The organism is Luteimicrobium xylanilyticum (assembly GCF_009429125.1).
GTDB lineage: Bacteria > Actinomycetota > Actinomycetes > Actinomycetales > Cellulomonadaceae > Luteimicrobium > Luteimicrobium xylanilyticum.
On record NZ_CP045529.1, the window covers coordinates 1,911,669 to 1,933,193 of the forward strand.

At 72.5% G+C, this 21,525-nt stretch carries 16 protein-coding genes and 1 tRNA gene; 12 read left to right on the plus strand and 5 right to left on the minus strand.

The features are described 5' to 3' along the window. Positions 1-45: 45 nt before the first annotated feature. A tRNA-Leu gene (locus KDY119_RS08475) sits at positions 46-119 on the minus strand. A 104-nt stretch (positions 120-223) separates the two neighbouring features. Between KDY119_RS08475 and KDY119_RS08480 the strand changes: the two genes are divergently transcribed. After that, positions 224-898, plus strand: a complete 675-nt coding sequence (locus KDY119_RS08480; RefSeq protein WP_036950349.1) for an ANTAR domain-containing response regulator — start codon at positions 224-226, stop codon at positions 896-898. Between the two features lie 183 nt (positions 899-1,081). Further along, positions 1,082-1,735, plus strand: coding sequence for a GNAT family N-acetyltransferase (locus KDY119_RS08485; RefSeq protein WP_194174390.1), 654 nt, complete (start codon positions 1,082-1,084; stop codon positions 1,733-1,735). Here the strand turns inward: KDY119_RS08485 and KDY119_RS08490 are convergent, their stop codons facing one another. Then, the gene (locus KDY119_RS08490) at positions 1,736-2,146 is read right to left on the minus strand and encodes a hotdog fold thioesterase (RefSeq protein WP_036951027.1); all 411 of its coding nucleotides are present in this window, start codon (positions 2,144-2,146) and stop codon (positions 1,736-1,738) included. Here KDY119_RS08490 and polA point away from each other — a divergent pair. Then, positions 2,145-4,880, plus strand: a complete 2,736-nt coding sequence (gene polA / locus KDY119_RS08495) for a DNA polymerase I (RefSeq protein ID WP_194174392.1) — start codon at positions 2,145-2,147, stop codon at positions 4,878-4,880. The genes KDY119_RS08490 and polA overlap by 2 nt on opposite strands. A 29-nt stretch (positions 4,881-4,909) precedes the next feature. Here the strand turns inward: polA and KDY119_RS08500 are convergent, their stop codons facing one another. After that, positions 4,910-5,713 (minus strand): class I SAM-dependent methyltransferase, encoded by an 804-nt coding sequence (locus KDY119_RS08500; protein WP_036950343.1) that lies wholly within the window; start codon positions 5,711-5,713, stop codon positions 4,910-4,912. Between the two features lie 142 nt (positions 5,714-5,855). Here KDY119_RS08500 and KDY119_RS08505 point away from each other — a divergent pair, with 142 nt between their 5' ends. Both KDY119_RS08505 and rpsA read left to right on the plus strand, forming a co-directional pair. Next, positions 5,856-6,881, plus strand: a complete 1,026-nt coding sequence (locus KDY119_RS08505; RefSeq protein WP_153022199.1) for a 6-phosphofructokinase — start codon at positions 5,856-5,858, stop codon at positions 6,879-6,881. 196 nt (positions 6,882-7,077) lie between these two features. Then, positions 7,078-8,559: a 30S ribosomal protein S1 gene (rpsA, locus tag KDY119_RS08510; RefSeq protein WP_036950340.1), complete on the plus strand. Its 1,482-nt coding sequence runs from the start codon at positions 7,078-7,080 to the stop codon at positions 8,557-8,559. 120 nt (positions 8,560-8,679) lie between these two features. Here rpsA and KDY119_RS08515 read toward each other — a convergent pair whose 3' ends face one another. After that, positions 8,680-10,548, minus strand: a complete 1,869-nt coding sequence (locus KDY119_RS08515; protein ID WP_153022200.1) for an ABC transporter ATP-binding protein — start codon at positions 10,546-10,548, stop codon at positions 8,680-8,682. 138 nt (positions 10,549-10,686) lie between these two features. Between KDY119_RS08515 and KDY119_RS08520 the strand changes: the two genes are divergently transcribed. From KDY119_RS08520 to pcp, 3 genes are read left to right on the plus strand one after another with little or no spacing between them, the layout of a single operon-like run. Then, positions 10,687-11,178 carry a MarR family winged helix-turn-helix transcriptional regulator gene (locus KDY119_RS08520; RefSeq protein ID WP_051136560.1) on the plus strand — a complete coding sequence of 164 codons (492 nt, stop codon included), beginning with the start codon at positions 10,687-10,689 and terminating at the stop codon, positions 11,176-11,178. Positions 11,179-11,201: 23 nt separating this feature from the next. Beyond that, the gene (gene coaE, locus KDY119_RS08525) at positions 11,202-11,828 is read left to right on the plus strand and encodes a dephospho-CoA kinase (RefSeq protein WP_036950338.1); all 627 of its coding nucleotides are present in this window, start codon (positions 11,202-11,204) and stop codon (positions 11,826-11,828) included. Beyond that, on the plus strand, positions 11,825-12,472 hold the full coding sequence (pcp, locus tag KDY119_RS08530) for a pyroglutamyl-peptidase I (RefSeq protein WP_153022201.1): 648 nt from the start codon (positions 11,825-11,827) through the stop codon (positions 12,470-12,472). Before coaE ends, pcp begins: the two co-directional genes overlap by 4 nt. A gap of 51 nt (positions 12,473-12,523) precedes the next feature. On the opposite strand, the gene KDY119_RS08535 is transcribed toward pcp, so the two are convergent. Continuing rightward, the gene (locus KDY119_RS08535) at positions 12,524-15,940 is read right to left on the minus strand and encodes a DUF5979 domain-containing protein (protein ID WP_036950334.1); all 3,417 of its coding nucleotides are present in this window, start codon (positions 15,938-15,940) and stop codon (positions 12,524-12,526) included. 227 nt (positions 15,941-16,167) lie between these two features. Between KDY119_RS08535 and uvrB the strand changes: the two genes are divergently transcribed. From uvrB to KDY119_RS08560, 4 genes are all read left to right on the plus strand, one after another. Further along, positions 16,168-18,273 (plus strand): excinuclease ABC subunit UvrB, encoded by a 2,106-nt coding sequence (uvrB, locus tag KDY119_RS08540; protein ID WP_036950332.1) that lies wholly within the window; start codon positions 16,168-16,170, stop codon positions 18,271-18,273. A gap of 33 nt (positions 18,274-18,306) precedes the next feature. After that, entirely contained in the window at positions 18,307-18,750 is a 444-nt protein-coding gene (locus KDY119_RS08545) for a VOC family protein (RefSeq protein WP_036950330.1), read from the plus strand. A gap of 46 nt (positions 18,751-18,796) precedes the next feature. Beyond that, entirely contained in the window at positions 18,797-20,365 is a 1,569-nt protein-coding gene (locus KDY119_RS19360; RefSeq protein WP_322619645.1) for a nucleoside/nucleotide kinase family protein, read from the plus strand. Positions 20,366-20,520: 155 nt separating this feature from the next. Beyond that, entirely contained in the window at positions 20,521-21,522 is a 1,002-nt protein-coding gene (locus KDY119_RS08560; RefSeq protein ID WP_036950326.1) for a TerC family protein, read from the plus strand. Positions 21,523-21,525: the final 3 nt, after the last annotated feature.

The window sequence follows — 21,525 nt, forward strand, 5'->3', positions numbered from 1 at the left end:
CTCACCGTCGAGAGGCGGAGTCGGCGCTGCGGCGCCGTGGAGCGGTGCCCTGGGTGGGATTCGAACCCACACTGGATCGGGTTTGAGCCGAACGCCTCTGCCGGTTGGGCTACCAGGGCCTGGGGCAATCGAACCATACGTCCGGCGACGGGGAGGAATCCGTCCGCCCCCGGCGGACGTCACACCCCGTCGAGGGACGCGCGCACCCGGCGCGCACTACGATATGACGGTGACCCAGAACGACGCCCCAGACAACGACGCCACCCCGCTCGAGCTCCCGCCGCTCGTGGACCCCGAGCCCACCCCCGCCAAGCAGTCCGGCCCGGCCCGACGCGCCGTCGTCGCCGAGGACGAGGCGCTCATCCGCATGGACGTCGTCGAGACGCTCCGCGAGGGCGGCTTCGACGTGGTCGGGGAGGCGGGCGACGGCGAGACCGCGGTGCGCCTGGCGGAGGAGCTCCGGCCCGACGTCGTCGTGATGGACGTGAAGATGCCCGAGCTCGACGGCATCTCCGCGGCCGAGCGGATCGGCAAGGCGCGCAGCGCGCCGGTCGTGCTCCTGACGGCCTTCTCGCAGCGCGAGCTCGTCGAGCGCGCACGCGACGCGGGCGCCATGGCGTACGTCGTCAAGCCGTTCACCCCGGCGGACCTCCTGCCCGCCGTCGAGATCGCGATCTCGCGGTACACGCAGATCAGCACCCTCGAGTCGGAGGTCGCGGACCTCGCCGAGCGGTTCGAGACGCGCAAGCGGGTGGACCGCGCGAAGGGCCTGCTCATGACGAAGATGGGCCTGACGGAGCCGGAGTCGTTCCGCTGGATCCAGAAGACCTCGATGGACCGCCGCCTCACCATGCGCGAGGTCGCGGACGCCGTCATCGAGCAGGTGGGCGGCGCCTGACCTTGACGGGCCCCGTCCCGGCGGCACGCAGCTCGGTTCGCGCTGCCTCTTGGACGAGTGTCCAGACAGGACTAGGGTGTCGAGCTGTCGCGCGCCGCGGGGGACCGCGGCAGGGGGCCGAGCGACGGGGCAGCACCCTGAGCCCAGGCTCCTGCCCTGTTCCACCGACGAAGGAGGTCCCACGTGCGCGTCGTGGTCGAGGTGACGGCAGCCCAGCCCGCCGACCTGGTGGAGCTCGCCGGCGTGTGTGCGCTGGCCCGTGAGGAGTCGTCGGCAGGCGTGCAGCTGTGCGCCCCGGAACCCGGCAAGATCGTCGAGCAGCTCGGCGTCCTGCTCAGCGTGCCGGGCGGCCACGTCCTCGTCGCCCGGGTGGACGGCCACGTGGCCGGCTTCGTGCTCGGGCGCACGCTCGGCAGCAACGACTTCCTGCCGAAGACGGTCCTCTACCTCGAGGGCCTCTACGTGCGGCCCGAGGTCCGACGGCGCGGCGTGGGCCATGCCCTGCTGGCGGCGACGGCCGAGCTCGCGAGCGCGGAAGGCGCGACCGACGTCTATGCGGTGCCGATCCCGGGTTCCCGCGGTGTCCAGCGCTTCCTCGCCCGCGTGGGCTTCGCGCCTGCGGCGACCCACCGCTACGTCGCGACGAGCGTCCTGCAGCGGCGCCTCGTCGCCGAGGCCCACGGCCGTCGGCACCACGGCCGCGGCGGCAGCCTCGAGGAGCTCATCGCGCGGCGCCGGCGCAGCCGCGGCGGCGCCCCGACCGGCTCGGTCGACCTCGGCGCGGTGCGCGGTCGCCTCGCGGACGGCGGCGCGGCCACGGAGCGCCTGGTCGGCTGATCAGCGCGGGTCGAGGATCAGGCACGTCAGCCGGACCGTGCTGAGCCGGCGCTCCCTCTCGTCGCTCACGACGATCTCGTAGCTCGCGGTCGTCCGGCCCAGGTGGATCGCGGTCGCGACCCCCGTGACGACGCCCTCGCGCGCCGACCGGTGGTGGGTGGCGCCGAGCTCGAGCCCCACGACGTGCCGGTCGAGCCCGCCGTGCACCCACGCGGCGATGGAGCCGAGGGTCTCGCCGAGGGCCGCGGTGGCGCCGCCGTGCAGGAGGCCCGCGGGTTGGGTGTTGCCCTCGACGGGCATGGTGCCCACGGCGCGCTCGGGACCGACCTCGAGGAGCTCGATGCCGAGCCGGTCGATGAGCGTGCCCTGGGAGTTCTCGCTCCACCACTGCAGGTCCGGGATGTGGGTCATGACCGATAGGTTGGCACCCGTGAGCACTCTTGCGCGAACCGATGGCACCACAGCCGGCGCCGACCGCTCGACTCTTCTCCTGATCGACGGGCACTCGATGGCGTTCCGGGCGTTCTTCGCCCTGCCCGACACCATGGTGACCTCCACGGGAGAGGTCACGAACGCCGTCTACGGCTTCACGTCGATGCTCACGAACCTGCTGCGGGACGAGCAGCCCACCCACGTCGCCGTGGCGTTCGACGCGGGCCGCAAGACCTTCCGCACCGAGCGCTACCCCGAGTACAAGGGCACCCGCTCGGCGACGCCCGAGGCGTTCCGCGGGCAGGTGCCGCTCATCAAGGAGGTCCTCGGGGCGCTGCAGATCCCGACGCTCGACCGCGAGGGCATCGAGGCCGACGACATCCTGGCCACGCTCGCCGGGCAGGCCGAGGCCGCGGGCATGGACGTCCTGATCTGCTCGGGCGACCGCGACTCGCTCCAGCTCGTCACGGAGCACGTGACGGTCCTGTATCCCGTCCGGGGCGTCTCGGAGCTCGCGCGCATGACGCCCGAGGCGGTGCTCGACAAGTACGGGGTCCCACCGGAGCGCTACCCCGACCTGGCGGCGCTCGTCGGGGAGACGAGCGACAACCTCCCGGGCGTCCCCGGCGTCGGACCCGGGGTGGCCGCAAAGTGGATCGGCCAGTACGGCGACCTCGACGCCCTCCTCGACCAGCAGGACACGGTCACGGGCAAGCGCGGCGAGGCGCTGCGCGAGCACGCGGCCCAGGTCCGGCTCAACCGTGAGCTGAACGCGCTCCTGCGCGACGTCGAGCTCCCGTACCGGCCGGACGACCTCGCGCTGCGAGGCTTCGACCGGGACGCGCTGTTCCGCGTCGCTGACGCGCTGCAGTTCGGCCCGCTGCGCGAGCGCGTGCTCGCCGTCGACCCGGCCGCCGACGAGGCCGAGGTCGTCGCCGCGCAGGCCGCGGTGGCGGTGACCGTCGACGAGCTCGGCGAGGACGGGCCGGGTGCGTGGCTCGCGGACCGGGCCGGGCAGCGCCTGGGCCTCGTGGTCGACGGCAAGCCGTCCCCGTCGGGTGCCGACGCGTGGGGCGTGGCCGTGGCCGACGACGCCGGGGCCGCCTTCGCGCTCGACCTCGCTGACCTCGCGCCGCGTGCCGAGGAGGCGCTGACGGCCTGGCTGGCCGACCCGGAAGCGCCGAAGGTGCTGCACGGCGCCAAGGAGGCGTGGCACGAGCTCGCCTCGCGCGGCTACGAGCTGCGGGGCGTCGTGCTCGACACCGAGCTCGCGGCCTACCTGTGCTACCCGGACCAGCGCGGCTACGACCTCGGCGAGCTCGTGGAGCGGCTGCTGCACCGCACGCTCGTCGCGGCCGAGCCCGACGCGCAGGGCACCCTGGACCTGGCGCTCGACGAGTCGAGCGAGGGGTCGCGCTCCGCGACCCGCGCGGCGGCCGTCGTCGAGCTCGCACAGGTCCTCGAGGGGGAGGTCGCGGACCGGGGTGCCGCGGCGCTGCTGACCGACGTCGAGCTCCCGCTGTCCGACGTCCTGGCCCACATGGAGCAGCGCGGCATCGCGGCCGACGTGCCGTACCTGACCGAGCTCGAGGAGCAGTTCGGCACGCAGGTCGCGCGCGAGGCACAGGAGGCGTACGACGCGATCGGTCGCGAGGTGAACCTCGGTTCGCCCAAGCAGCTCCAGGAGGTCCTGTTCGACCAGCTGGCGATGCCGAAGACCAAGAAGATCAAGACGGGCTACACGACCGACGCCGCCGCCCTCGCCGACCTGTACGAGCGCACGGGGCACCCCTTCCTCGAGCACCTGCTCGCGCACCGCGACGTGACGCGCCTGCGCCAGACGGTCGAGGGCCTGCTGAAGTCCGTCGCGCCGGACGGGCGCATCCACACGACGTTCCAGCAGACCATCGCCGCGACCGGGCGCCTGAGCTCCACGGACCCGAACCTGCAGAACATCCCGATCCGCACGGAGGAGGGGCGCCGGATCCGCCGCGCGTTCGTCGTCGGCGAGGGCTACGAGCAGCTCCTGACGGCCGACTACAGCCAGATCGAGATGCGGATCATGGCGCACCTGTCGGGAGACGAGGGCCTGATCGACGCGTTCCGCTCGGGCGAGGACCTGCACCGCTACGTCGGGTCGCGCGTGTTCGAGGTGGCGCCCGCGGAGGTCACGCCGGCGATGCGCTCGAAGATCAAAGCGATGAGCTACGGGCTCGCGTACGGGCTGTCGTCGTTCGGGCTGTCGAAGCAGCTGAACATCGAGGTCGGCGAGGCGCAGGGCCTCATGGACGACTACTTCTCCCGGTTCGGCGGGGTGCGTGAGTACCTGTCGGGCGTCGTCGACGAGGCGCGCGCGACCGGGTACACGGCCACGATCTTCGGTCGCCGCCGCTACCTGCCGGACCTCACGAGCGACAACCGGCAGCGCCGCGACATGGCGGAGCGGATGGCGCTCAACGCCCCGATCCAGGGCAGCGCCGCCGACCTGATCAAGATCGCTATGCTCGGGGTCGAGCGCGAGCTCACCGAGCGCGGGCTGCACTCGCGCCTGCTCCTGCAGGTCCACGACGAGCTCGTGCTCGAGGTGGCCGCGGGGGAGCGGGACGAGGTCGAGGCCGTCGTCCGGGCGCAGATGGGCGGTGCGGCCGACCTGTCGGTCCCGCTCGACGTCTCGGTCGGCGTCGGGCGGAGCTGGCACGACGCCGGGCACTGACGCCGCCTGACGCCCGGACCGGGCCGCGCTCAGGGGCGGTGGGTGACGAACACGGCCGTCCCCGGCAGGTACGCGCCGCGCACCGGGCCCCAGCCGCCCCAGACGTTCGCGTTGTCGGCGGGCCACTCCGGCTCGACGACGTCGTCCAGCACGAGGCCGGCGGCGACCACGTCGCGCACGTGGTCGCCCACCGTCCGGTGGTACTCGGCGTACAGGACGCGGCCGTCGTCGGTGGTCTCCACGTAGGGTCGACGGTCGAAGTACGACCTCGTGGCGGTCAGCCCGTGCTCGGTCGGGTCGTCGGGGAACGCCCAGCGCAGCGGGTGCGTGACCGAGAACACCCAGCGTCCGCCCGGTCGCAGCACGCGCGCCGCCTCGCGGTGGACGCGCGTGGCGTCGGGCAGGAAGGGGATCGCGCCGAACGCGGTGAACACCGCGTCGAAGGACGCGTCCGCGAAGGGCAGCGCCCGCGCGTCCGCCTGGACGAGCGGCACACGCACGCCCGTCGCCCGGTCGAGGCGGTCGCCCTGGGCGAGCATGCCGTGCGAGACGTCCGTGGCGAGCGCCCGCGCCCCGGCGGCCACGAGCCAGCGGGAGCACTGCGCGGAACCGGCGCCGACCTCGAGGACGTCGCGCCCGACGACGTCGCCGAGCAGGTGCGCGTCCTCCTCGCGCAGTCCCTCGGGTCCCCAGACGAAGTCCGCGTCACCGAGGAACGCGCCGTGCTCGGCGAGGTACTCGGGCGCCTCGGCGTCCCACCAGGCGCGCGCCGCGGCGCCGCCCGCCTCGTCGGGGACGTCGCGGTAGCCGGCGAAGGTGAAGTGGTCGGGCATGGCACCCAGTCTCGGTCGTCGCACGGCGAGGTCGCGACCGCGCCGGGTTCGCTAGGGTTCGCGGTGGCGACGGGGCCGTGCGCTCGGCCGACCGCTCGGCTGTCCGGGGCACGGTCGCAGCAGACGGACGACGGGAGCTGGCATGCGCATCGGACTTCTCACGGGTGGCGGCGACTGCCCCGGCCTCAACGCGGCGATCCGCGGCGTCGTGAAGCACGCGCTGGGGGAGTACGGGCACTCCGTCATCGGCTTCCGCAACGGCTGGAAGGGCGTCGCGCAGGGCGACGTCCAGCCGCTCGGGCGGTCCGACATCCGGAACGTGCTCCCGGTCGGCGGGACCCTGCTCGGGACGGCACGGTTCCACCCGCACTCCGAGGACGGCGGGATGGACGCGGTCCTGGCGACCCTCGAGGCGGAGCGGATCGACGCGCTCGTCTGCATCGGCGGCGACGGGACCGTGCACGCCGCGAGCAAGGTGGCCGAGGCCGGGGTCGCGATGATCGCCATCCCGAAGACCATCGACAACGACGTCGAGGGCACCGACCTGTCCATCGGGTTCCACACGGCAGTCAACATCGCGACCGACGCGATCGACCGGCTCCACACGACCGCGGAGTCGCACAACCGTGTCATGGTCGTCGAGGTCATGGGCCGGCACGCGGGCTGGATCGCCGTGAACGCGGGCATCGCCGGCGGCGCGGAGGTCGTCCTGGCGCCCGAGCGGCCGTTCGACATCGACAAGGTCGTCCGGTTCCTGCGGCACCGCCACCGGGCGCACGCGAGCTTCTCGATCGTGGTGGTCGCCGAGGGCGCGGTCCCGGCCGAGGGGAGCGCGATGGACTTCACCCAGCGGCTCGGCCGGTTCGGTGAGATCGTCGCCGGCTCGGTCGGGGAGGCCGTGGCCGCCGAGATCGCCCAGCGCACGGGGTTCGACACGCGCCTGACGGTGCTGGGGCACGTGCAGCGGGGCGGTACGCCCACGCCGACCGACCGGATCCTGGGCTCGCGGTTCGGCGTCGCCGCCGTGGACGCTGCGGCATCGAGGCGGACGAACGTCATGACGGCGCTGCGCGGCGACGAGGTGCGCCTCGTCCCGTTCGACGAGGTGGCGGGGAAGGTCAAGCACGTCCCCGACGAGCTCCTGCGGGTCGCGGACGCGCTCGCGTAGCGGGGCGGCCGGCGCCTTTGACCCGCCCATGACGTTCCGACTAACATGGCTCGCGGTGTATTGCGTTCTCGGCGGGTCGGCCAGCACAGGGTTGATCAGCATGGCTCGTCAGCTCCGCTGACGGTTGGCCGCCGACGCCACCTCACCACCATCCCTGTCCGTACTACGTCCTGTCCGCATCGGAGCATCGAACTCAATGACCATCTCCACCCCCGCGAAGTCCGTCCCTCAGGTTGCCGTCAACGACATCGGCACCGAAGAGGACTTCCTCGCTGCCGTCGACGCCACCATCCGTTACTTCAACGACGGTGACATCGTCGAGGGCACCATCGTCAAGGTCGACCGCGACGAGGTCCTCCTCGACATCGGCTACAAGACCGAGGGCGTCATCCCCTCGCGCGAGCTGTCCATCAAGCACGACGTCGACCCGTCCGAGGTCGTCGGCGTCGGCGACCAGGTCGAGGCCCTGGTCCTCCAGAAGGAGGACAAGGAAGGCCGTCTGATCCTGTCGAAGAAGCGCGCCCAGTACGAGCGCGCCTGGGGCACGATCGAGAAGATCAAGGAGGAGGACGGCGTCGTCACCGGCACCGTCATCGAGGTCGTCAAGGGCGGCCTCATCCTCGACATCGGTCTGCGCGGCTTCCTCCCCGCCTCGCTCGTGGAGATGCGTCGTGTCCGCGACCTCGCGCCGTACGTCGGCAAGGAGATCGAGGCCAAGATCATCGAGCTCGACAAGAACCGCAACAACGTCGTCCTCTCGCGCCGTGCCTGGCTCGAGCAGACGCAGTCCGAGGTGCGCTCGACCTTCCTGCAGACCCTGCAGAAGGGCCAGGTCCGCCCCGGTGTGGTCTCGTCGATCGTCAACTTCGGTGCGTTCGTGGACCTCGGCGGCGTCGACGGTCTCGTCCACGTCTCGGAGCTGTCCTGGAAGCACATCGACCACCCGTCCGAGGTCGTCGAGGTCGGCCAGGAGGTCACGGTCGAGGTGCTCGACGTCGACTTCGACCGCGAGCGCGTCTCGCTGTCGCTGAAGGCGACGCAGGAGGACCCGTGGCAGACGTTCGCCCGGACCCACGCGATCGGTCAGGTCGTGCCGGGCAAGGTCACCAAGCTCGTCCCGTTCGGTGCGTTCGTGCGCGTCGAGGACGGCATCGAGGGCCTCGTGCACATCTCCGAGCTCGCGCAGCGTCACGTCGACCTGCCCGAGCAGGTCGTCAACGTCGGTGACGACGTCTTCGTCAAGGTCATCGACATCGACCTGGAGCGCCGCCGCATCTCGCTGTCGCTCAAGCAGGCCAACGACGGCGTCGACCTCGAGTCCGAGGACTTCGACCCCGCGCTGTACGGCATGGCCGCCGAGTACGACGACCAGGGGAACTACAAGTACCCCGAGGGCTTCGACCCGGAGACCAACGAGTGGCTCGAGGGCTTCGAGGCCCAGCGCGAGACGTGGGAGACGCAGTACGCCAAGGCGCACGAGCTCTGGGAGGCGCACCGCCGCCAGGTCTCCGAGGCCGCCAAGGCGGACGCCGAGGCCGGCTCGAGCGAGTCGGGTTCCTCCGCCTCCTCCTCGTCGTCGTCCTCGTACTCGTCGTCGGCTCCGAGCGAGCCCGCCGCGGGCACGCTCGCGTCGGACGAGGCGCTCGCCGCGCTCCGCGAGAAGCTGACCGGCAACTGATCACGGCGGTCCGCCGGCGTACCTCGCCGGCGGACCCCGCGACACCACGAAGGGCCCGGCCCCCGATCGAAGGATCGAGGGCCGGGCCCTTCGGCATGCCCGGCTCGGCCGTGCGGTGGGTCAGGCGACCTGGTCGAGCACGGGCTCGTCGGCGAACTGCGTGTGGTAGAGCTCGGCGTACAGCCCCCCGGCCTCGAGGAGCTCGGCGTGCGTGCCCTGCTGGACGACGCGGCCGCCGTCGAGCACGACGATGAGATCGGCGTCGCGGACCGTCGACAGGCGGTGCGCGATGACGAGCGCGGTGCTCGACGCGAGGGCCTCGTCGAGCGCGGCCTGCACCGCGACCTCGGACTCGGAGTCGAGGTGGGCGGTCGCCTCGTCGAGCACGACGAACGCCGGCTCCTTGAGGAGCATGCGGGCGATCGCGAGGCGCTGCCGCTCGCCGCCCGAGAGCCGGTAGCCGCGGTCTCCGACGACGGTCTCGAGCCCGGAGGGCAGCGACCGGACGAGGTCGGCGACGTGCGCCCGCTCGAGCGCGCGCCACAGGTCGGCGTCGCTCGCGTCGGGCCGCGCGTACCGGAGGTTCGACGCGATGGAGTCGTGGAAGAGGTGGGCCTCCTGCGTGACCACCCCGACGGCGTCGTGCAGGGACTGCTGGGTGACGTCGCGCAGGTCGGTACCCGCGATCCGCACGGCGCCGTCCGTCGGGTCGTACATGCGGGTCGCGAGCTGGGATATCGTCGTCTTGCCGGCCCCGGACGGCCCGACGAGCGCCACGGTCGCGCCTGCGGGGACCGTGAAGCTCAGGTTCGTGAGTGTGTCGTGCGTCGGGTCGTTGGTCAGGGCGGCGACGGACTCGAGGGACGCGAGCGACACCTCGGACGCGGTGGGGTAGCGGAACGAGACGTGGTCGAGCTCGAGCGTCGCGCCGTGCCGGGCGACGTCGTCGCCGAGGTCGTGCGCGGCGGGTGCGTCGGCGACCATCGGCTCCAGGTCGAGCACCTCGAGCACACGCTCGAAGGAGACGAGCGCCGTCATGACGTCGACCTGGACGTTCGACATCGCGGTGATGGGGCCGTAGAGCCGGCCGAGGTACGCCGTGAGAGCGACGACCATGCCGACCGTGAGCGAGCCTCCGACGGCCATGAGGCCGCCGGCCCCGTAGACGATCGCGACGCCGACCGCGGCGACGGCGGTGAGCCCGGCGCGGAAGTAGACGCCGAGCACCGCGGTGCGCACGCCGATGTCGCGGACCTGGCCGGCCTTGTCGGCGAACTCGGCGGACTCGCGCTCCGGGTGGCCGAAGACCTTGACGAGGTGCGCGCCGGCGACGTTGAAGCGCTCCTGCATCATCTGCGCGGCGTCGGCGTTGAGGCCGTAGCTCTCGCGCGTCAGTGCAGCGAGGCGCCGCCCGACCCAGCGGGCGGGGAGCACGAAGAACGGCAGCAGGACGAGCGAGACGAGCGTGAGCCGCCACGACATGGAGAGCATCGCGGCGAGGACGAAGGTGATCGTGAGCGCGTTGGAGACGACGTTCGACAGCGTGGAGGTGAAGGCCTGCTGCGCGCCGAGCACGTCGCCGTTGAGGCGCTGGACGAGCGCCCCGGTGCGGGCGCGGGAGAAGAACGCGAGCGGCATGCGCTGGACGTGGTCGAAGACCTGGGTGCGCAGGTCGAGGATGAGCCCCTCGCCGATGCGGGAGGAGAGCCAGCGTTCCGCGACGGTCAGACCGGCCGAGACGAGGGCGAGGCAGGCGAGGAGGGCGGCGAGCTCGACGACGAGCCGCCGGTCTCCCGCGACGATGCCGCCGTCGATGAGGTGGCTCACGACGAGCGGGCTCGCGGCGCCGGCTGCTGCGTCGACGACGAGGAGCGCCACGAAGCCGGCGAGCGCACGGCGGTACGGGCGGGCGAACGAGAGGATGCGGCGCAGGGTGCCGCGCTGGAGCCGCTGCTGGGCGACCGAGGAGTCCTGGACGTAGGAGCGCATGCCGCGGCCTCCGCCGCGCACGCCTCCACCATGGGATCCGAATGCCATAGGTGACCTCCGGTGGCGAGGGGGTGGGATTGATACTGAGCATAGCTCACTATCTGTTACGACACAAGAGGGCGCCGGTACGCTGGAGCCATGACCACGACGCCGTCAGCCCCGACGACGCACCCGGCCACCGCGCACGACGCACCCTCCGGCGGCGAGTTCGTCGCCGTGCTGCACGCCGCGATGCGCGCGGTCCGCAGGGAGGCCGACGCACAGCTCGGCGACGACGCCGTCGCGCCCGGACAGCTGCGGCTCCTGCGCATGCTCGACCGCGCCGGGGGAGTGCAGCGGCCGAGTGTCCTCGCCGAGACCCTCGGCGTCAGCCCGCGCTCCGTGACCTCCAAGGTCGACGCCGCCGAGCGTGACGGCTACGTCGTCCGGCACCCCGACCCGAGCGACCGCCGCGCGACGCTCGTCGAGCTCACCGATCGTGGCCGCGCCGTCCTCGCCCGGGTCGGCGACCTCCGGGCCAGCGGCGCGGGCGGGCTGCTCGAGCGGCTCGACCCGGCCGAGCAGCGCGAGCTGGTCCGGCTCCTGCGTCGCGTCGCGGGGACCGCGGACGGGCCCGTCACGCACCCCTGAGCCTGCGCTGGCAGGATGGAGGGATGTTCCGCGTCGGCCTCACCGGTGGCATCGCATCCGGCAAGTCCGTGGCGCTCGCTCGCTTCGCCGAGCTCGGCGCCGTGACCATCGACCACGACGGGCTCGCACGCGAGGTGGTCGCCCCGGGCACCGTCGGCCTCGAGCGGGTGGTCGACGCTTTCGGCGACGACGTCCTCGCCGCCGACGGCAGCCTGGACCGGCCGGCCCTCGCGGCGATCGTCTTCGCGGAGCCCGCCCGACGCGAGCAGCTGAACGGCATCGTCCACCCCGAGATCCGACGGTGCGCCGCCGAGCGGGAGGCGCGCGCCGCCGTCGCCGACCCCGACGTCGTCGTCGTGCACGACATCCCCCTCCTGGTCGAGACCGGGCAGGCCGACGCGTTCGGCCTGCTCGTGGTCGTCGACGCGCCCCGCGACCTCCGGCTCGCCCGGCTGGTCGAGGAGCGGGGCATGAACGTGGCCGACGCCGAGGCGCGGCTCGCGGCGCAGGCCTCCGACGAGGACCGCCTGGCCGCGGCCGACGTCGTGCTCGACGGCTCGCGTACCCCCGAGGACCTGCGCGGTCAGGTCGACGCGCTCTGGCCGCGCCTGGCCCGGGAGGCCCGCGACGAGGAGGAGACGGCCGGATGACCGGTTCCCCGGTCGTCCTGCTCACCGGGTTCGAGCCTTTCGGCGGCGCCGCCACCAATCCCTCGTGGGAGGCGGCCTCGCGCGTCGCGGACACCTGGCGCGGTCCCGGCTCGGTCCACGCCCGCCGGATCCCCGTGACGTTCGCGGACGGCCCGCGCAGCGTCCTCGACGCGGTCGGGGAGACGAGGCCGGACGCCGTCGTCATGCTCGGGCTGCACGGCGGTGCACGCGAGCTCCGCCTCGAGCGCGTCGCCGTCAACGTCGCGGACGCCCGCATCCCGGACAACGCCGGGGCGCAGCCGGTCGACGAGCCCGTCGTGCCCGGCGGACCCGTCGGGTACTGGTCGACGCTCCCGCTGCGTGCCGCGCTCGACGCCGCGCGGGCGGTCGGGATCCCGGCCGCCCTGTCGCCGTCGGCCGGCACCTACGTCTGCAACGCGACGTTCTACGCCGTGCAGCACGCTCTCGCTTCCGGCGACGGGCCGCGGCTCTCCGGTTTCGTGCACGTCCCACCCGTCCTCGGCGAGCGCGTCACCGACGACGACGGCGTGGCGGCGGACGGGGCCCCCGGGCTTGCGCTGGGCGACCTCGTGCGCGGCGTGGCGGCCGTCGTCGGCGTCGTGGTCGACGAGCTGCGTCGCTGAGGCGCACCCGGGCGCCCCGACCCGGACCGGGTCGGGGCGCTGCGCGCCGCATCAGCTGCGGCGACGGCGGGCGACCAGGACCGCGGCGAGGCCCAGTGCCAGGAGGAAGGCGCCGACGGCCGCGATCGTCAGGGCGTCGAAGCCCGTCACCGCAAGACCGCCGCCGCCCGCGCTCGGCGTCGTGGGTCCCGACGTCGGTGCAGGTGCGGGGGTCGTGGTGCTCGGCGCGGGGCTGGTGGGGGCCGGCGTCGTCCCGGACGGCGTGGGGGTGGGGGTCGGCGTGGGCGTCGGCGCGTCGAACGTGTTGGTGACGGTCACGACCTGGGTGGTGCCGTCGTCCTCGGCGATCGTGACCTCGCCGGGGTCGATCGTCGGGGTGCGCCAGGTGCCGTTGTCGTCGGACGGGGTGTCCTCGGTGACCCTGCACGTCGTCCCGACCGGGAAGCCGGTGATCGTGGCGGTGTCGCCGTCGGTGAGCCGGACGGTGCCCGAGTCGTCACCGTCGGCGTTCGCCGCGGAGCACCGCCAGTCGATGGCGAACGAGGTCGTGGAGGCACCCGGGTCCCCCGTGACCTCCTTCTGGATCGTGAACCCGCCGCGGGAGGCCGTGAACGTGTTCGTCACCGTGACTGCCGCGATCTCGGAGGTGCCCTCGCTGCCGATCGTGACGGTCGCCGGGGTGATGGTCGCCGCCCACGTGCCGGACGGGTCGTCGACCGCCGGCTCGGTGATCGTGCACGTCGTGCCGACGGGGAAGCCGGTGATCGGGTCCGACTCGTCGCCCGCGTGGAGGGTGACGGAGCCCGACGACCGGCCGTCCGCGTTCGGCTGGTCGCAGGACCAGTCGATCGTGAACGTGTCGACGCTCGCGCCGTCGTCGCCCCGGACGAGCTTGGAGACCTGGAACCCGCCCACCGTGCTGGTGAACGTGTTGGTCACCCTGACGACCTGCGTCGCCGAGGTGCCCTCGGTGATGACGAAGTCGCCCTCGGGTTCGATCGAGGAGGACCAGGTGCCGTTGTCGTCGGTGGGCCGGTCCTCCGTCACCGAGCACGTCGTGCCCGTGGGGAAGCCGTCGAACGCGACGGTCCCGCCGTCCTCGAGCGACCAGGTACCGGACGAGTCGCCCTGGGCGTCGGCCGCGTCACACGTCCAGCGGCCCGTGAAGGTCGTGGTCGAGGCGCCGTCGTCGCCCGTGACCGTCTTGACGATGCTGAACCCGCCCACCGCGTGCGTGAAGGTGTTGGTCACGGTCACGACCCGCGCGCTCGCGTCGCCCTCGGTGATGGTGAAGGGCCCCGAAGGGTCGATCGAGGACGTCCACGTGCCGTTGTCGTCGGTAGGGGTGTCCTCGGCGACGGAGCAGGTGGTTCCGGTGGGGAACCCGTCGAGCCCGAGCCTGCCGCCGTCGGAGAGCGACCAGGTGCCGCTGGAGCGTCCGTCGGCGTTCGGAGCGTCGCACGTCCACGTCCCGGTGAACGTCGTGGTGGACGCGCCCGGGTCGCCGGTCACGGTCTTGCGGATCGTGAACCCGCCGACGGCGTGCGTGAAGGTGTTCATGACGGTGACGACCTGGCTGGTCCCGTCGCCCTCCTCGATCACCAGCGACGTCGGGTCGACGGCCGACGCCCACGTGCCGTGGTCGTCGTCCGGGGCGGGCTCCGTGAACGTGCAGGTCGTGCCGACCGGGAAACCGGTGATCGTCTCGGACCCGCCGCCCGTGAGGTGCACGGTGCCGGAGTCGTCCCCGTCCAGGTTCTCGGCCGAGCACTGCCAGCCGATGTCGAACGTCGTGGTCGAGGCACCGGAGTCGCCGGCAACGGTCTTGTCGATCGTGAAGCCACCGCGCTGGAGCGTGGCGGTGTTGGTGACCGTCACGGCCTGGACGGTGTTCTCCCCGCCGATCGTGACCGGGTTCGGTGAGAACGTCGGGGTACTCCAGTCGACGCCTGGGACGTCCGGGGGCGTGACCTCGGAGATCGTGACCTCGTCACCCTCCTGCAGGTCGGTCGGTCCCGCGACAGGCGTGCCGTCGGCGAGGAACGTGAGGTCGCCGCTCCGACCGAGGTCCGGGCTGTCCGAGGGGCCGGTGACCTCCCAGTGGGCGGTGAAGGCCGTGTCGTCGGGGACGGTGCTCGCGCCTTCGCCGGTGATCGCCTTCTGGACCGAGAAGGTCCCGGGGACGGCTCGGAGGCAGCCCAGTGCACCGGTGAACGGATACGTGTGGAGCTCGTCACCGCTGGTCGACGTCGCGGCGCCGCTGTGGACGAGGTCGCCCGGCGTGTAGATCCGCCCGTTCGTCCCGGAGAAGCCGACGCTGGTCGTCGACGTCGTCTCGCCCACGAGGATCGAGCCCGGGAACTGGGTGGCGCCGCCGAGCGTCAGATCCGTGGTGAACGGGTAGTTCCAGAGGATGTGGTTCCCGATCGTCAGAGCTCGCGCCTTGAGGTCGTCGGAGGTGCCGGAGCCCCAGTAGACGTCCCCGATGAACTGGCTCACCGTTCCTGTCGAGAGCGTGTTGACGAGCACCGTGGCTCCGTCGGCCACGCCGACGAAGTGGAGGTTCACCGGCGTCCCGCGGGCGCCCAGCGTGGGCGGGAGCGAGAACTCGACGAGCTGGCCCGTCCCGTCGCTCGTCAGCGTCACGTCGGAGCCGCTCTCCGTCACGGTGCCGTGCTCGAGCGTGAGGGTGCCGCCCTCGTTCGTCACGGTCGTGGCCGTGGTGTCGGTGCTGAGCTCGGCGTAGCACTGCTGCGAGTAGCGAGCCATCTTGCCGTCGGCGCCGAAGAGGTCGGTGTAGTGGTCGTCCTCGAGCACGCTCGTGTCGTGGTCGATGACGTTCTGCTGCTCGACGGCGGGCGGTGACTGGTTGGCGGAGTCGATGTCGCCGAGCCGCCCGAACCCCGGATTGCTCGCCTCGGTGTACGACGGGTCGCGGAAGTTCCAGGTGCCGCCCACGTGGATGTCGCCGAAGCGGCTCGTCCCGTCGGTCGTCGTCAGCCCGATGCCGACGGTCGCGGGACCGCCGCCGGCCTGCGGATCGAGGCTGGGGTTCACGACGGTGCCGTCGCCTCCCACGACGAGCATGTCGGCCCGGTGCGCCGGGACCACGCCGGTCCCGCCACCGGCGACGCCGACGTTGTAGGACTTGTTGAACAGCGCGTCCCCGTTCACGACGAGGAGCCCCTCGGTCTCGGCCGAGCCCAGGTCCGCGGTGAAGTCGCCGCCGACGACGACGCTCGGACCGTCGTCGGTGCCGGGGAAGGACGTGACGATCTGGCCCGGAGGGATGAGCCATCCCTGGCAGTTGTCCGTCGCGTCGGGGTCGGGGACGCACGGACCCCACGAGCCGGGGTCGTCGCCGCCGGCGGCCGGGCCGGGCAGGATGCCGCTCGCGGGCGGGAGCAGGTCCGCGGGAGCGGCGTCGGCGGTGGGCAGGACGGTGACGACGGCGAGGGCGCCGCTCACGGCCAGTACCAACGCGGCACCGGCTGCACCCCTCCGGCGCAGTGCCGTGCGAATCATCGAGCTCCTGTCCGTCAGCCCCTGCCCGAGGCATCCACTGTGGCTCACGAGAGTCGAGCCCGCATCGGGCACGGCCGGTCGAGCGGGGTGAAGTCCGGCGTCGGTGGAGGGTTCGGGAGGCGACCGGCCGAGCCCGGCGCGATGTCGGAGGATCGACCTACGCTGGTCTCATGCGTCCCGTCACCGATCTCCAGCGCGCCGCCGCCCCGTTCGAGGTGGTGTCCGAGTACACGCCGTCGGGCGACCAGCCGACGGCGATCGCTGATCTCACGCAGCGCCTGCAGGCGGGCGAGAAGGACGTCGTGCTCCTGGGCGCGACGGGAACCGGCAAGTCCGCGACGACGGCCTGGCTGATCGAGCAGGTCCAGCGACCGACGCTGGTGATGGCGCCCAACAAGACGCTCGCCGCGCAGCTCGCCACGGAGTTCCGGGAGCTGCTTCCCAACAACGCGGTGGAGTACTTCGTCTCGTACTACGACTACTACCAGCCCGAGGCGTACATCGCGCAGACGGACACCTACATCGAGAAGGACAGCTCGATCAACGACGAGGTCGAGCGCCTGCGCCACTCGGCGACGAGCTCGCTCCTGACCCGGCGCGACGTCGTCGTGGTCGCGTCGGTGTCCTGCATCTACGGTCTCGGCACGCCGCAGGAGTACGTGGACCGGATGGTCCGCCTCGACGTCGGGGACCAGGTCGAGCGCGACCAGCTCCTGCGCCAGTTCGTCACCATGCAGTACACGCGCAACGACATGGCGTTCACGCGCGGGACGTTCCGGGTGCGGGGCGACACCGTCGAGATCATCCCGGTCTACGAGGAGCTCGCGATCCGGATCGAGTTCTTCGGGGACGAGATCGAGTCGATCCAGCTCCTCCACCCGGTCACGGGGGACGTGATCCGTGCCGAGCAGAGCACCTACATCTTCCCCGCCACCCACTACGTGGCGGGTCCGGAGCGCATGGAGCGGGCGATCGGCTCGATCGAGGCCGAGCTCGCCGACCGCCTCGACGAGCTCGAGCGGCAGAACAAGCTCCTCGAGGCCCAGCGCCTGCGCATGCGCACCACGTACGACATCGAGATGATGCGGCAGATCGGGACGTGCTCCGGGATCGAGAACTACTCGCGGCACATCGACGGGCGCAGCCCGGGCTCACCGCCGAACACGCTCCTCGACTACTTCCCCGAGGACTTCCTCCTCGTGATCGACGAGTCCCACGTGACCGTCCCGCAGATCGGGGCGATGTACGAGGGCGACATGTCCCGCAAGCGCAACCTCGTCGACTTCGGGTTCCGGCTCCCGTCCGCGATGGACAACCGGCCGCTGCGCTGGGAGGAGTTCGTCGAACGGATCGGTCAGACGGTCTACCTGTCGGCGACCCCGGGCTCGTACGAGCTGTCGATGTCCGACGGCGTCGTCGAGCAGATCATCCGGCCGACGGGGCTCGTCGACCCCGAGGTCGTCGTCAAGCCGACCAAGGGGCAGATCGACGACCTCCTGGACGAGATCCGGCAGCGCGTCGAGAAGGACGAGCGCGTGCTCGTCACCACGCTCACCAAGAAGATGGCCGAGGACCTCACGGACTACCTGCTCGACAAGGACGTGCGGGTCCGCTACCTGCACTCCGAGGTCGACACGCTGCGCCGCGTCGAGCTCCTGCGCGAGCTGCGGCTGGGCCAGTTCGACGTGCTCGTCGGCATCAACCTGCTGCGTGAGGGCCTCGACCTGCCCGAGGTGTCCCTGGTCGCGATCCTGGACGCCGACAAGGAGGGCTTCCTGCGCTCGGGCACGTCCCTCATCCAGACCATCGGTCGCGCGGCCCGCAACGTGTCGGGCCAGGTCCACATGTACGCGGACCGGATCACCGACGCCATGGCGCTCGCCATCGACGAGACCAACCGCCGCCGCGCCAAGCAGGTCGCGTACAACGAGGAGCGCGGCATCGACCCGACGCCGCTGCGCAAGAAGATCGCCGACGTCACCGACATGCTCGCGCGTGAGGACATCGACACCGAGGAGCTCCTCGCGACGGGCTACCGCTCCCCGGGCAAGGGGCGGAAGAACGGCGGCAAGGACTCCGCGCCGGTCAAGGAGGGTGTGGGCGGGAACAGGCTCGCGGCCGCCGCGGCGGGCGACCTGGCGGGCCTGATCCAGGAGCTCACCGACCAGATGCACACGGCCGCCGGCGAGCTGCAGTTCGAGCTCGCGGCCCGCCTGCGCGACGAGATCTCCGACCTGAAGAAGGAGCTCCGGCAGCTCCACGCCGCGACGGCGTAGCCGGACCACCACACCGAGAGGCAGGGGCAGACGATGGCGTACAGCGTGCAGGTCACCTTCGACGCGCACGATCCCGAGGGGTTGGCGCGGTTCTGGATCGAGGCGCTCGGCTACGTCGTGCCGCCGCCGCCGGGAGGCTACGCGACCTGGGACGAGGCGCTCGACGCGTGGGGCGTGCCCGCCGACGAGCGGGACCGCGCGTTCGCGCTCGTCGACCCCGACGGCGTCGGACCGCGCCTGTTCTTCCAGAAGGTCCCCGAGCCCAAGACCGCGGAGAACCGCGTGCACCTCGACGTCAACGTCGGGCGCAGCGTCGACGGGGACGGCGACGCGGCGCGCGACGCCGTGCGTGCGCACGCCACGACGCTCGAGGGCCTCGGTGCGTCGCGGGTCCGGGAGTTCGGCCCCGACGAGACGACCGGCGAGTACTGGATCGTGATGCTCGACCCCGAGGGCAACGAGTTCTGCGTGCAGTGACGGGGTGCGGTGACGCCCACGGGCGACGCCCCCTTACGCTGGGCCCGTGACCGTCCCACCCACCCCGTCGGGGCTGTTCGTCGGGCTGACGACGCTCGACGTCGTCCACCGCGTCAGCGCGCCACCGGACCCGAACACCAAGGTCACCGCAAGGCGGCAGGACGTCGCGGCCGGCGGTCCGGCCGCCAACGCCGCGGTCGTGTTCGCGGCGCTCGGCGGGAGCGCCACGCTCGTGACCGCGCTCGGCACGGGCGCCGCCGCGTCGGCGGCCAGGGACGACCTGGAGGCGCACGGGGTACGGGTGATCGACGTCGCGCCACGCGGGTTCGCGCTGGCGGTCTCCGCGGTCGCGGTGGACGAACGGACGGGGGAGCGGACCGTCGTCTCGCCCGACGGCGGCCGGGTCGAGGTCGCGGCGCCCGGCCACGTCCACGAGCTCGTCCGAGGACGGGACGTCGTGCTTCTCGACGGGCACCACCCCGCGCTCCAGGCCGTCGCGGCCCGGGCGGCGCGGTCCGCGGGCGTGCCGGTGGTTCTCGACGCGGGCCGGTGGAAGCCGCACCTCGCCGAGCTCGTCCCGTGCTGCGACGTCGTCGCGGCGTCGGGGGACTTCCGGCTGGGCGCGGACCCGGATGCGCGTCCCGAAGCGGTGGGACCGGGCCTGCGGGCCGTCGGCGTCCCGAGGGTCGCGGTCACGCACGGCGGCGGGCCCGTCGAGTGGTGGGAGGGCGCTCGCTCCGGAACGGTCCCGGTGCCGGCGGTCGACGCCGTCGACACGCTGGGCGCGGGAGACGCCTTCCACGGTGCGCTCGCCTGGGCGGTCGCGTCCGGCGTCGGGTTCGTGGGGGCGCTCGAGGGGGCCGCGCGGGTCGCGTCGCTCCGCGTGACGGTCGCCGGTCCGCGGGCATGGCTCGCGTCCCTCCCGACCGGCGACGCGGTGGCCGATCCCGGGCCGGTGCGCCCGGCCGTCGAGGTCACCGCCCGCGCCGACCTCGTCGCGCGAGCCCACGCGCTCGTCGAGCTGACCCGGACGGACGGCCGTCGCCGCGTGCTGGGGATCGCGGGGCCGCCCGGCGCCGGCAAGTCGACCCTCGCCGCGCAGGTGGCGGAGGCGCTCGGCGGGGACGCGGTCGTCGTCGGGCAGGACGGCTTCCACCTCGCCCAGCGGGAGCTCGAGCGGCTCGGCCGCGCGGACCGCAAGGGCGCGCCCGACACCTTCGACGGGGCGGGCTTCGTCGCGCTCCTGGAGCGGCTCGTGCGCCAGGAGCGCGGCGACGCAGCCGTCCTCGCCCCCGAGTTCCGGCGGGAGATCGAGGAGCCGGTCGCGGGCGCCGTCGCCGTCGACCCGACCGTTCCCCTCGTGATCACGGAGGGCAACTACCTCCTGCTCGACGACGGCCCGTGGGCGCGCGTGCGTGCGCTCCTCGACGAGGCGTGGTTCCTCGCGCCCGACGACGACGCCCGGGTCGAGGGGCTCGTCGCCCGGCACGTGCGGCACGGCCGGTCGCCCGAGGCGGCACGCGCCTGGGTCGAACGGTCGGACGAGGCGAACGCCGTCGTCGTGCGGCCGGGTGCCGAGCGCGCCGACGTCGTGGTGCGGCTCGCCGACTGGTAGCGTCGTCCCGTCAGAAGGGGAGTACTCCTCACGCGGCGACCTCGTCATCACGAACGTCCTGACCCGGTGCTCGGGTCGGCGACGCTCCGGGGCGCCGGCCCGGTCCTCGGGTGGAAGAGACCTTCGGTACCCGTCGTCGTACCGGAGGTCTTCGCATGGATGTTCCCGTCTGGGTCTGGCTCGTCACCGTCGCGGTGATCCTCGCCATGCTGGCGGTCGACTTCGTCGGCCATGCCCGCGTCCCCCACGCACCGTCGATGCGCGAGTCGGCCTGGTGGTCCGCGGGCTACGTGGCGGTCGCCCTCGTGTTAGGGCTCGTCGTCTGGGCCGGGTGGGGCGGGGGCTTCGCGGGTGAGTACTACGCCGGGTACATCACCGAGAAGAGCCTGTCGGTCGACAACCTCTTCGTGTTCGTGCTGATCATGGCGACGTTCCGGGTGCCGCGGCTGCTGCAGCAGAAGGTCCTGCTGCTCGGCATCACCGTGGCGCTCGTCCTGCGGACGATCTTCATCCTGCTCGGCGCAGCGCTCGTCGAGAACTTCTCCTGGATCTTCTACCTGTTCGGCGCGTTCCTGCTGTGGACGGCGTGGTCGCAGCTCCGGCACGCCCGCGGCGGGGACGACGAGGAGTACCACGAGAACGGCTTCCTCAGGCTCGTGCGGCGCACGCTCCCCGTGACCGAGGACTACGTCGAGGGCCGGATGCTCGTGCGCCGGTCGGGGCGCTGGCTCGTCACCCCGCTGCTCGTCGTGATGCTGGCGATCGGGAGCGCGGACCTCCTGTTCGCGGTCGACTCGATCCCCGCGATCTTCGGGCTCACCCAGCAGACGTATCTCGTGTTCGCCGCGAACGCGTTCTCGCTGCTCGGCCTGCGTCAGCTCTACTTCCTCATCGACGGGCTGCTCGACCGGCTCGTGTACCTCGCGTACGGGCTCGCCGCGATCCTCGCGTTCATCGGCGTCAAGCTCGTGCTGCACGCCCTGCACACCAACGAGCTGCCGTTCGTGAACGGGGGCGAGCACGTCCACGTCCCGGAGGTCTCGACGGCGGTCTCGCTCGGCTACATCGTCGTCGTGCTCGCGATCACGACCCTCCTGAGCCTGTGGGCGGACCGTCGCCGCCGCGAGCTGGCGACGTCGACCCGTAAGGACCACTGACCC